13 protein-coding genes and 1 pseudogene are annotated in these 11,168 nt (G+C 61.4%); 11 read left to right on the top strand and 3 right to left on the bottom strand.

Translation table 11 applies throughout. The annotated features are described in order from the left end of the window. Window positions 1–430 (bottom strand): biotin transporter BioY (locus ACGVJ8_RS03475; RefSeq protein WP_392345503.1); only part of this gene is annotated, 430 nt, incomplete at its 3' end. Between the two features lie 55 nt (window positions 431–485). Between ACGVJ8_RS03475 and ACGVJ8_RS03480 the strand changes: the two genes are divergently transcribed. Next, window positions 486–713 (top strand): NAD(P)H dehydrogenase assembly family protein, encoded by a 228-nt coding sequence (locus ACGVJ8_RS03480; protein ID WP_392345504.1) that lies wholly within the window; start codon window positions 486–488, stop codon window positions 711–713. On the opposite strand, the gene ACGVJ8_RS03485 is transcribed toward ACGVJ8_RS03480, so the two are convergent. Continuing rightward, window positions 710–1,966, bottom strand: a complete 1,257-nt coding sequence (locus ACGVJ8_RS03485) for a M16 family metallopeptidase (protein ID WP_392345505.1) — start codon at window positions 1,964–1,966, stop codon at window positions 710–712. The genes ACGVJ8_RS03480 and ACGVJ8_RS03485 overlap by 4 nt on opposite strands. Next, window positions 1,963–3,246 carry a M16 family metallopeptidase gene (locus ACGVJ8_RS03490; RefSeq protein ID WP_392345506.1) on the bottom strand — a complete coding sequence of 428 codons (1,284 nt, stop codon included), beginning with the start codon at window positions 3,244–3,246 and terminating at the stop codon, window positions 1,963–1,965. Before ACGVJ8_RS03490 ends, ACGVJ8_RS03485 begins: the two co-directional genes overlap by 4 nt. Window positions 3,247–3,264: 18 nt before the next feature. Here ACGVJ8_RS03490 and ACGVJ8_RS03495 point away from each other — a divergent pair, with 18 nt between their 5' ends. The 10 genes and pseudogenes from ACGVJ8_RS03495 to ACGVJ8_RS03540 all read left to right on the top strand — a co-directional run. Next, window positions 3,265–4,008 carry a phycocyanobilin:ferredoxin oxidoreductase gene (locus ACGVJ8_RS03495; protein ID WP_392345507.1) on the top strand — a complete coding sequence of 248 codons (744 nt, stop codon included), beginning with the start codon at window positions 3,265–3,267 and terminating at the stop codon, window positions 4,006–4,008. Beyond that, window positions 4,008–4,904 carry an HlyD family efflux transporter periplasmic adaptor subunit gene (locus ACGVJ8_RS03500; RefSeq protein ID WP_392345508.1) on the top strand — a complete coding sequence of 299 codons (897 nt, stop codon included), beginning with the start codon at window positions 4,008–4,010 and terminating at the stop codon, window positions 4,902–4,904. Before ACGVJ8_RS03495 ends, ACGVJ8_RS03500 begins: the two co-directional genes overlap by 1 nt. Further along, a complete protein-coding gene (gene devC, locus ACGVJ8_RS03505; RefSeq protein WP_392345509.1) occupies window positions 4,901–6,070 on the top strand; it encodes an ABC transporter permease DevC in 1,170 nt (389 codons plus the stop codon). Before ACGVJ8_RS03500 ends, devC begins: the two co-directional genes overlap by 4 nt. Then, window positions 6,070–6,747, top strand: coding sequence for a DevA family ABC transporter ATP-binding protein (locus ACGVJ8_RS03510; RefSeq protein WP_392345510.1), 678 nt, complete (start codon window positions 6,070–6,072; stop codon window positions 6,745–6,747). The genes devC and ACGVJ8_RS03510 overlap by 1 nt, the downstream gene beginning before the upstream one ends. Window positions 6,748–6,783: 36 nt before the next feature. After that, complete coding sequence (locus tag ACGVJ8_RS03515; RefSeq protein WP_392345511.1) at window positions 6,784–6,939, top strand: hypothetical protein; 156 nt, start codon at window positions 6,784–6,786, stop codon at window positions 6,937–6,939. 90 nt (window positions 6,940–7,029) lie between these two features. Then, window positions 7,030–7,962, top strand: a complete 933-nt coding sequence (locus tag ACGVJ8_RS03520) for a glycosyltransferase family 2 protein (protein WP_392345512.1) — start codon at window positions 7,030–7,032, stop codon at window positions 7,960–7,962. Between the two features lie 130 nt (window positions 7,963–8,092). Beyond that, window positions 8,093–8,809: a 30S ribosomal protein S2 gene (rpsB, locus tag ACGVJ8_RS03525; RefSeq protein ID WP_006850376.1), complete on the top strand. Its 717-nt coding sequence runs from the start codon at window positions 8,093–8,095 to the stop codon at window positions 8,807–8,809. An 84-nt stretch (window positions 8,810–8,893) separates the two neighbouring features. Continuing rightward, entirely contained in the window at window positions 8,894–9,556 is a 663-nt protein-coding gene (gene tsf, locus ACGVJ8_RS03530) for a translation elongation factor Ts (RefSeq protein WP_038555235.1), read from the top strand. Between the two features lie 5 nt (window positions 9,557–9,561). Further along, window positions 9,562–10,689 carry a hypothetical protein gene (locus ACGVJ8_RS03535; protein WP_392345513.1) on the top strand — a complete coding sequence of 376 codons (1,128 nt, stop codon included), beginning with the start codon at window positions 9,562–9,564 and terminating at the stop codon, window positions 10,687–10,689. Further along, a pseudogene (locus tag ACGVJ8_RS03540) lies at window positions 10,644–11,168 on the top strand (DNA helicase RecG); the annotation flags it as partial. The gene ACGVJ8_RS03535 and the pseudogene ACGVJ8_RS03540, both read left to right, overlap by 46 nt.

Below are 11,168 nucleotides of genomic sequence, written 5' to 3' on the forward strand. Positions count from 1 at the left end.
GCGCTCCGAGGGCGAGATTCAGCACCCCGCAGATCTGGAGAACGAGCAGTCCCGCAAGGGCGCAGAGCGACTGTCTGGGTAGGTCATCCATACCGTCCTGCTGCGCCAGTCGACCGGTAAGCCAGGCCGCGGGAACGAAGCCCGCCAGATAGCCGAAACCCGGTTCGAGCACATAGCTCAGCCCGCCACCGCCATGGAACACCGGTAGACTGAACAACCCCAGGGTCAGATAGCCAACAGCGGCCATCACGCCGGCCCGCGGCCCGCTGACCATGGCGCAGAGAAGCAGCGCCGGCACCTGCCATGTGACCGGCAGAGGGAGAATGATTGGCTCAGGAGCAGGCAGGAACAACGCGGCCGGCACAAGACCACCGATGAGGATGGCCAGTAGACCCGCCAGGGCACCACACCAGGAGGCGAGAGCCCTCACATCAATCTCTCAACTCGGCCATCCTGCTCGACAATGCAGATCCTGCCCAGTTCAGATGACGGTATCGATCGGTGATCACCTGCGCCTGTCGCAGCAGCTTCCGTACCTCAAGTCGGCGGATCCGATGCCGATGCTGCGACCGCCCGATCTGGTGGCGGTCGGTGAGGTGGGCGAGGTGGTGGCGCTTTATCCGATGGACACGGTTGCCGTGCGTTTTCGCCGTGGCACTTTTCTGATTCCCCTCGACCGGCTGGATGCCGTGGATGCCGCTGAGGCGGACTAAGCAGCCTGCCGGCGGTGCCAGCTCCGGGCAAGCTGCTCCAGAGCAGTGGATGTTCCGCACAGGCTGAGTCGTGGCTCGCTCAGCCAACGTTTTGCTGCTTGGCGCACATCAGTCGGTGTCAGCTCCGCGAGAGTCTCAATACAGCGCTGGTCATGATCGTCGGGCAGCCCCTGTGCCTTCAGCTGAACCCGTCGCTCCGCCCGTTGAGAGCAGGTCTGCAGACCCTGGGCGAGCTGACCGATGTACTTGGCCCGTGCGAGCTCGAGTGCGGCCTCACTGAGGGGTTGCTCATTCAGCTCATCCCAGATGTTCAGCAGCAACTCCAGCGCGAGCTCTGAGCGCTCCTCCACGCTGGAGGCCATCAGCACAAAGGGCGCCGGCCCCGCCAGGGCAGGGAAGTGGGCTGCCACTTCGTAGGCCACGCCATGGTCTTCCCGCAGGCGCTGGAACAGTAAGCTCGACATGCCCACCCCCAGATGGCATTGCAAGAGACGCAGCGCCAGTTCATCCGGGTGGCCATGCCCCAGCGTCGCCTGCCCAAGCATCAGAACCACCTGTTCGGTGTCCATCGGTTCGAGCTGGATCCTCTCAGCCCCAACCGCTTCGGCGTAGGGGCGGCGGCCTGAAGAATCTTTGCTGCTTCCCTGTGGCCAGTCGCGAAAGTCCTCAAGCGAGCGAATCGTGTCGATGATTGACGGCGGGATGCTGCCCGCCAGGGCAAGAACTTTTGATGCCCCCGGTAGCCGTTCGGCGAGGGGAAGAAGTGTTTCCCGATCCAGATCAACCAGCTCTTCAGCGATACCCATGGGGTCGTGGCCGTAGCCCCCGTTACCATAGGTCAGCTGCCTCCATCCAGTCGTAGCGCAATGGAAGGGGTCCTCCCGCTGCCGCTGCAAGGCTTGAATCGTTAGCGAACGTTCAAGGGCCACCTGGCCAGGCTCAAGTTGGGGGGAACGAACCATTTGTGCCAATAAGGGGAGGAGCTGCCCTGCGTCTTCCACCGTGCAGCGCAGGCTCAGCACAAGTGCGTCCTCCTGGGCATCACAGCGCAGACCTGCTCCGCATCCCTCAACAAGATCCGCCAGGTCCACGTGGTTGTATTGTCCACAGCCGCGGCTGAGCAGGGATGCCAGCAGGTCATGGGCGCCCCGTGTTCCGGCAGGGTCATCGGCGCTGCCGAAAGGAAGCAGCAGTTTCGCGGCCAGAATCCCCGGGCTGGAGACCGGTTCGATCAGCAGTTCGGGGCTGCTCATTCGTTCTCCGTCTTGGCCTGGGCGATCAGCACAAACGCCTGTTCGGGTTGAAGCCTGGGAAACAGGTCTGAGCGAAGCCGCTCTGCCGTCCATCGCGGCAGGAAGTGCAGGGGTTGGAGCAGATCCTGCTGACGGTCCCAGAGGGTCTGGCTGGCGCTGAGTCCAGACACCTGGCCCGTCGATTCCAAGGCGTAGCGCAGTCCGTTGGTCACCAGCTGTTGGCCCCGTTTCAGCTCCTGATCGCTGACGAGCTCATCTGCCATGGCGCGCAGCTGCAGGTTCACCTCCTCTTCCACAGTCTCCAGATGCTCGTCCGGGCAGATCACCTCGAGGGTGATCAGGCTTCCCTGCTCCAGAACCGAGAGGTCCATCGACACGCTTTCAACGATCTGCAGTTCCTCCCTCAGACGGTTCACGAGACGACTGCGTCGTCCTTCCCCTAGCAGGGTTGTGCCGAGATCAGCCGCCATTACGCCGCCCTGATCCTGGGCCTGGGGCGCTTCCCAGAGTATCAGCAGTCGAGCTGATTCGAGCCGGTCCACCACAACGCTTTTGCGTCCAGGACGCACGCTCAGGGGGGATGACGGTGATGACGGATCAGGCGCATCCAGGAGGCCTGCCAGAGCCGAGGACCCCAGGGAACTGCGCAGCTCAGCTGATGCAGGCCCGGCCATCGCCAGGCAGCAGTTGGAACCGCGGTACTGCCGCTGGTGAAACGCCCGCATGGCGTCGGGTGTCATGGCCTCCAGGCTGCGGGGTGTACCCAGGATGGGTCGGCCGTAGGGGTGCTGGTCACAGCCCTTGCTCAACAGCAATTGGAGCACCTGCTCGTTGGGTTGATCGGCGTATTGAGCGATCTCCTCAAGCACCACCCCCCGTTCCGTGTTGAATCCGTCTGGCTCGAGGCTTGGCTGTAACACCAGTTCGAGCAATAGATCCAATGCTTCGCGGGCCCGATCCGGCGGTGTCAGCACGTGGAAGTGAACGTCATCAAAGCCTGTGGCGGCATTGCTGCTGCCCCCCAGAGCTTCGATGGCCTCGTCGAACGCCCCTGCGGCCAGCCGATCACTTCCCTTGAACATCATGTGCTCCAGGAAATGGGCCATGCCCTCCTCCCCTGGCTGCTCACTGGCGCTGCCGGCACGGCACCAGAGATCCAGACAGGTCAGGGGTGCATCCGGCATGTCGGCCGTCACGCAGCGCACTCCGTTGGGGAGGGTCCAATGGTCCAGTGGGGGACCGGAGAACGGAAGGTTCAGAACTGCGTGGCAAAGTTCCATTCTGTGCCTGCCCCTTCGATGCAGCCCAAGCCGCTGGCGCCACCGCCAGGACAGCATCCCCTCGTGCAGGCTTTGGCGGCGTCGATCCGTAGTGCCTGGGCGGGATTGCCCGGATTGGAGATCCTCCCTTGCGATGAGGATTTGCGCTTCATCCAGGGGCAACTCGATGGTGAAGGCCTATCGATCGGCAACGAGCTTTTTCGCTGCATCGGCCTTCGCAAGCTTCATTTGGAGGTTGCGCGACTCGGCAACGGACTGCAGATCCTCCACAGCGTCTGGTTCCCCGATCCCCATTACGACCTCCCGATCTTCGGGGCCGACATCGTGGCCGGCCCTGCAGGCATCTCCGCCGCGATCGTCGATCTGTCCCCCACCTCTGATGCCCTGCCGGAGCAACTGATTCAGCGGCTTGAGGCCAAGCCATGGCCGGCGTTCCGTCAGGTTCGGAACCTGCCGGCCTGGGGATCAGCCATCTTCTCGAATAAGGTGTGCTTCATCCGCCCCGATGGTGCTGACGAGGAAGCGGCCTTTCAGGAGCTGGTGAGCCACTACCTGCAGGTGATGACCACTAGCGTGATCGAGGCGACTCCCGAACCGTCAACGGCTCTCACTACAGTCCGCCGGTACGAGGGTCAGTTGAGCTATTGCCTCCAGCAGAAACGCAACGACAAGACCCGCCGCGTACTCGAGAAGGTCTTCGATTCAGCCTGGGCCGATCGCTACATTGACGCGCTTTTGTTCGACAACCCACCGGAGCTCTGATGACCCCCAAGCGCTGGTCTGTTCTGGCTGGAAGTTTGGTCATTGCGGTCATCGGTGGCTGGTTGCTGCGGCCGACGCCCGAACCCAAGCCGGTTGAACCGGGGCCTGCACGCAAGGTTCGTCCCGAAGCTTCAGCTGCCCTGGGGCAGCTGAAGCCCGCCGGAGACATCCGCAATCTGGCGGCTCCCAATGCGGGGATGGCGGGGACACCCCGGGTGGCAGCCCTCAATGTGAATGAGGGTGATCTGATCAAGCGGGGCCAGGTGTTAGCGTCATTCGATCATCGGGATGGCCTCCTCGCTGATCTGGAGCGAGTCGACGCGGAGCTGCGCAGCCTCGACCAGGAGATTCGCCTTCAGGCCTTTGAGGTGGAGCGCTTCAGCAAAGCCGCCGATTGGGGTGCAGCCGAGTTGACTTTGGTGGACAATAAGCGCGAAGAGTTGGTGCGCCTTCAGGGAAGGTGGGATCAGGCCCTGGCAGAGCGCAAAGGGCTCCAGGCCGACCTCGTGCTGAGCCAGCTGATCTCGCCCCTTGATGGTGTTGTGCTCAAGCTGCACGCCCGTGCAGGCGAGCGCCCCGGTGCAGAGGGAGTGATGGATGTGGGGGCCAATCAGGCGATGCAGGCCAGCATCGAGGTCTATGAATCCGACATCTCCCGGATCCGCCTCGACCAGTCCGTACGCCTCACCAGCGAGAACGGTGGTTTCCGCGGTGAACTGGTCGGGCGCGTTCTGCGCATCAGCCCGCAGGTAGAACAACGGTCTGTTCTGTCTACCGATCCCACCGGCGATGCCGATGCCCGCGTTGTGGTGGTTGATGTGGTGCTCAACCCTGAAGATGCCGCCAAAGTCAGCCGTCTAGTTGGTTTGAAGGTGATCGCCCGCTTCGATCCATGAACCGGTTCTGGCGGGGCCGTCGGATTCCCCTCTCCTGGCTGTTGCTGACGCGCCAGCCCGTTCGCTTGCTGGTGGCACTCGCCGGCATCAGCTTCGCGGGAATCCTGATGTTTATGCAGCTCGGATTCCGTGATGGCCTGTTCGATGCCAGCGTCACGGTGCATCGGCTGTTCGATGCCGATGTCGTTCTGATCAGTCCTCGCTCCGCCAGCTCCGTGCGCATGGCGGGATTTCCAAGGCGTCGGCTGGTTCAGACCCTGGCTGACCCTGATGTCGAGGGGGTGACCCCGGTGCACTGGGGGCTGATGCTCTGGCGGAACCCTGAAACGCGGCGCAACCGGGCGATCCTTGCGTTGGGCTTCAATCCCGACGACCCTTTCTTCGTCGACCCCTCCCTGGCTGAGACAACTGACGTTCTCAAGCAGAAAGGGCGGATCCTGTTTGATCAGTTGTCACGCTCCGAATTCGGACCCATTGCCGATTGGTATCGCGATGGCCGGGTGGTGGAAACCGAGATCGCTGGCAACCGCGTTCGGGTGGCGGGTCTGGTGAGCCTGGGCACCAGCTTCGGTGCCGACGGCAATCTGCTTACGAGCACTGAGACGTTCCTCGATCTGCTGCCTCAGAAGCCGCCAGGGGCGATTGAAGTGGGTTTGGTGCGGTTGAAGCCAGGAGCGGATCCTGAGCAGGTGGTGGCCCGATTAAGCCAGCGACTGCCAAAGGATGTTTCGGTGCTGACCAAGCAGGGCTTCATCGATTTCGAGCAGAACTATTGGAAGAGCAGTACCTCCATTGGTTTCATCTTCACCCTCGGCGCTGCCATGGGCTTCGTGGTGGGCTGCGTGATCGTGTACCAGGTGTTGTACACCGATGTGAGTGATCACCTGCCGGAATACGCCACCTTGATGGCGATGGGTTATCGCCTCAGCCATTTGTTGGGAGTGGTGGTCCGTGAGGGCTTCTATCTGGCGGCGATGGGGTACGTCCCCGCCTATCTGGCTGGTCAGGGGCTGTACTGGTTCGTTCGTGACGCCACCAAGCTGCCCGTCGGCATGGATCTGTCCCGGGCGTTGACCGTGCTGGTGATGATCTTGGTGATGTGCATGTTGTCGTCACTCCTGGCCATGCGTCGTCTCATCGATGCAGACCCTGCGGAGATCTTCTGATGGCAGCTGTTGTTGTCGACAACCTCTCCCATGCCTTCGGCCAAGGGGAGATGCGCCGCGAGGTTCTTCAGAACATCAGCTTCAGCATCGAGCCGGGCGAAGTGGTTTTGCTGACCGGTCCCTCCGGCTGTGGCAAGACAACCCTGCTCACCTTGATCGGTGCCTTGCGGACGGTTCAGCAGGGTCAGGTGTCGGTGCTTGGTCAATTCCTGCATGGGGCCGGTCGTCGTCGCCGCCAGCAGGTGCGTCGGCGCATTGGAATGATTTTTCAGGGCCACAACCTCCTGCGCTGCCTCACTGCTGAACAGAACGTGCAGATGGGAGCCGATCTTCTGCCTGATCTCAGCTACAGGGCCCGTCGGGATGAAGCTCGTCAATGGCTCCGTGCCGTCGGTCTGGAAGACCACATGGGCAAAGTCCCTCAGGACTTGTCTGGAGGACAGAAGCAACGAGTCGCCATTGCCCGTGCCCTTGCCGCGAACCCTCGGCTGCTCCTTGCTGACGAACCCACCGCTGCTTTGGACAGCCGTACGGGCCGGGAGGTGGTGGAGCTGCTTCGCCGACTGGCCCGTGAACAATCCTGCGCGGTGCTGATGGTGACCCATGACCCGCGCATCGTTGATGTCGCCGATCGCCTGCTCCAGATGGAGGATGGGCATTTAAAGAATGCTGTTTAGTAGGATGAATACTGATATCAGAGCCCGCAGTTCCGCATGGCCAAGCGCAGAAACCTGAAGAAAGAAAAGCAGGAGCGGAACCGCGCCTATGCGCGCAAGTTCAAGAAGCGCAAGATGCGCAGCGATGGCCGCGGTGAAGGCGCTGGTAACGGTGTGACCGGTACCGCCAACAACGGTGGTGCCGCCGACTGATCAGCGGATCAAATCATCCCTAACAAACACGCTTGCGGGCCCCTTTGTTGTTGTTCGTAGGGTGGGTTGCCATCTGCATCGGCCGTCGCGATGTTCGTCAGCGTCGTTATTCCGACCTACAACCGACGCCTGATCCTCGAGAGATGCCTCTCGGCACTGGAAGATCAGCAGCTTGTTGGAGCTCTTCAGGACTACGAGGTTGTTGTGGTCGACGATGGTTCCACCGATGGAACGCCGTCATGGCTGAGCGAGCAGGCCCATCGCTTTCCCCATGTGCGCCTGATTGAGCAGGAGCATGGTGGTCCTGCGGAGGGCCGGAACCGCGGCGTCGATCACACCCGTGGTGATGTGATCGTCTTCATCGACAGCGACCTGGTGGTCACAGAAACCTTTCTGGCCACCCATGCACGGGCGTTAAAGCAGTGCTGGCAACGGCGCGGTGATCGGCTCTGCTTCACCTATGGCGCTGTCATCAACACCGCCAACTTCGAAGCACCCTGCTCGGAACGCCACAAATTACGTGACTTGTCCTGGGCTTATTTCGCTACCGGCAATGTGGCCATCGATCGGGAGGTGTTGGAGCGTTCAGGCCTGTTCGACACCGGTTTCCGCCTCTACGGCTGGGAGGATCTGGAACTGGGTGAGCGTCTGCGGCGGATGGGGGTTGAGTTGGTGAAGTGTCCGGACGCGGTCGGTTACCATTGGCACCCCGCCCTGAGCCTCGACCAGATCCCCCGCCTTGTGGAAGTGGAGGTAGAACGGGCCCGTATGGGGCTTGTCTTCTACCGCAAACATCCAACCAGGCGAGTGCGGCTAATCATCCAGTTCACCTGGTTCCATCGCATCCTTTGGGAAGTGCTCACCCTCGGCGGGCTGATCAATCCCTCCAGCCTTCGCCCGTTGCTCCGCTGGCTAATCCGGCATGGCTATCCGGGAACGGCGATGGAGCTGCTTCGTTTGCCCCTCAATCGCATCGGTGTACGTACCCTATTCCGTGAAGCTAGAGCGGTGGGGCTTCGCTGATCAACGTTTTGATACCTTCTTTAGGTCCTTTCACTCCGCACACCTGCCCGTTTCGGGTGCACCGTGATACCAGCTCTTGCTGGTTGTTCAGGTCCCTGGCAGGTGGAGGCGAACCCGAAACCCTCAAGCCATGGCTGTCGTAACCCTCGCCGAGATGATGGAGGCTGGTGCTCACTTTGGGCACCAGACCCGTCGTTGGAACCCCAAGATGTCGCGCTACATCTATTGCGCGCGCAACGGCGTTCACATCATCGACCTCGTGCAGACCGCCGTCTGCATGAACAACGCCTACAAGTGGACCCGTTCTGCTGCACGCAGCGGCAAGCGTTTCCTCTTCGTTGGCACCAAGAAGCAAGCCTCTGAAGTTGTGGCGCTTGAAGCCGCCCGCTGCGGAGCCTCCTATGTGAATCAGCGCTGGTTGGGCGGCATGCTCACCAACTGGACCACCATGAAGGCCCGGATCGACCGTCTCAAAGATCTTGAGCGGATGGAGTCCAGTGGCGCCATCGCCATGCGCCCCAAGAAAGAAGGTGCGGTGCTGCGTCGCGAACTCGAGCGTCTCCAGAAGTATCTGGGTGGCCTCAAGAACATGCGTCGCCTGCCCGATGTTGTGGTCCTGGTGGACCAGCGTCGTGAGTCGAATGCCGTGCTCGAAGCCCGCAAGCTCGACATCCCTCTGGTCTCCATGCTGGACACCAACTGCGATCCAGACCTCTGTGAGGTGCCGATTCCCTGCAACGACGACGCCGTTCGTTCTGTGCAGCTGATCCTGGGTCGTTTGGCCGACGCGATCAATGAGGGCCGCCATGGCTCCAACGATCAGCGTGGTGGCGACAGCGAAGGCTGATCTCCTCTGACCGCTAAGTTCACGCCACTGATTCCAAACAGGGAATTGGCGGCGATTTAATTTCCCTTCTCACTGCTCTGACCGATGGCTGCTGCCGTATCCGCCAAGCTTGTCAAAGAACTGCGCGACAAGACCGGCGCGGGGATGATGGATTGCAAAAAAGCCCTGGCCGCCACTGAAGGCGATGCCAATAAGGCCGTTGAGTGGCTCCGCCAGAAAGGCATCGCCAGCGCTGAAAAGAAATCTGGTCGCACCGCCGCCGAGGGTGCCATCGGCAGCTACATCCACACCGGTGCCCGCGTTGGTGTGCTTGTTGAGGTGAACTGCGAAACCGACTTCGTGGCCCGTGGCGACATGTTCCAGTCGCTTCTTCGCGACGTGTCCATGCAGGTGGCGGCCTGCCCCAACGTGGAATACGTCACCACCGATGAGATTCCCGACGAGATTCGTGAGCGGGAAAAAGCGATCGAGATGGGCCGTGACGATCTCGAGGGCAAGCCTGAGCAGATGAAGGAAAAAATCGTTGAAGGCCGCATCGGCAAGCGCCTCAAGGAACTTGCTCTGATGGAGCAGCCCTTCATTAAGGACAGCTCCATCACCGTTGCTGACCTGGTGAAGCAAACCGCCGGCAAGATCGGTGAGAATGTGAAAGTTCGTCGTTTCACCCGTTACACCCTGGGTGAAGGCATCGAAGTGGAAGAGAACGATTTCGCTGCTGAAGTGGCGTCCATGCAGAACGCTGGCTGATTCCCTTGTCCGACCCGGACGTCAAGCCTGCTTACGACCCGTCAAAACAGCTGGCACGCCTTCAACGTTTGTGCCGGCTGCGGGCCATCGCCCTCTATAGGGAGCAGGCGCTCTACCTCCAAGTGCTGCGGGAGCTGCTGGCCGGAGCAATCCGTCAGGCATTGTTCAATCTTCTCGGTGAGGTTGACCCCTCCCGCTTCAGTCGGCTGCCAGAGTCGACCCGTCAAAATTTTCATGCTTCGATCAGCGACCTGATCGATCGTTGCAGCGTCCTGCTCACGGTGGAGCAGTTGATGCAGCTGGTGCGGCAGATGCAGGATGAGCAGCGGCGTCAACAGGCCCATGCCAGCCGAAGCATGTTGCAGAAGCTCAGTCGCCAGAGCCTGACCGGTGAGCCTGAGTCTGAGCTGCCAGAACCTGCCCCGCAACGGGAGGAACCCAGTGGCTCCATTCAGTTGAGTATGACTTCACCGCTTGACTCCCCCCCCCAGAGCAACAACGCTGCTCCGGATCCCGTCGCTGAACCCATCCCTGAGCAAGAAGAGCCCAAATCGTCAGGCGACCTCGATGTGCTCCGCTCGTTGTTCGAGCTGGCCGGTGATGCGATGCAGCAGGCCCAACAGCCCATTGCGTCCCATGGTGCGCTGGATCAATCGGTTGAAGGCAACGACCACTTCCTTCCCAGTGAGCCAGATGCCCTGTTGCACTGGATCCATGCCATGGATCAGGCGCTTGAGCGACGCTTGCGCAATTTGTCCCATGCAGTGAATGTGCAGATGCTGCGGTCAGGGCTGGCCCAGACGCTTCTGCCCATCAGCCTTCTGGATGCTGTCTTGAAGGGACAGGTCGAAACACAGCCAACGGCCACGAACGTGCTTCGCCTGCGGCTTCCTCTGGCTGTCGACGATCTCGATCAGGGTATGGATGTGCTCTGTGTGCTCCTGCGCAGCAACGATCTGGAGTTCGACAGCCCACGACTGCGTCAGTACCGCAAACGATTGCGCGCTCACCACGATGCTCTGCTCACAATGGTGCGGCAGCAGCGTCATTGGCAGCGTCGCTCCCTGGATCGTGAGGCCCGGACCCATTGGCAGACCCCATCCGATTCAACGCAGCAGCTGAGCGGGGACTGACCGGCGAGCAGCTGTCGCTGCTGCTGGCTTGGATGCTCCCCATTCAGCGCTCATTGGGGTTGGAGGCGGACCGGGGTTTTCAGAATTTGCAGGGTCGCCAGCAGCGCTTTCACGCCTTTCTGCAACAGCAACTCGCAGCCCCCCCCGCCGTTCCCTTTCCCCAGGGGGTCACCGAGCGGATGACCAAGCTCAGCGAAGGTTTCGTTGAGTATCCAGAATTGGCTGATCCGGCTCGCCGTCGCTTGGTCACCGATGCGCGTCAGTGGCTGCATGAGCTGCGCCATCGCTTGGAACCCTCGGCCCCCATGGCCCCGCCACGCCTGAAGGTTCAGGCGTCTCCCCAGCAACGGACTACTTCACCGCTGCAGCTCGACAGTCCCATCACCCAGATCCGTGGTGTGGGGCCGAAATTCGCTGCTCGGCTGGCCTCGATCGGCTTACTGCTGGTGCGCGACCTGCTGCGCTATTACCCGCGAGAT

Origin of the sequence: Parasynechococcus sp. (genome assembly GCF_042954245.1) — a bacterium.
GTDB lineage: Bacteria > Cyanobacteriota > Cyanobacteriia > PCC-6307 > Cyanobiaceae > Parasynechococcus.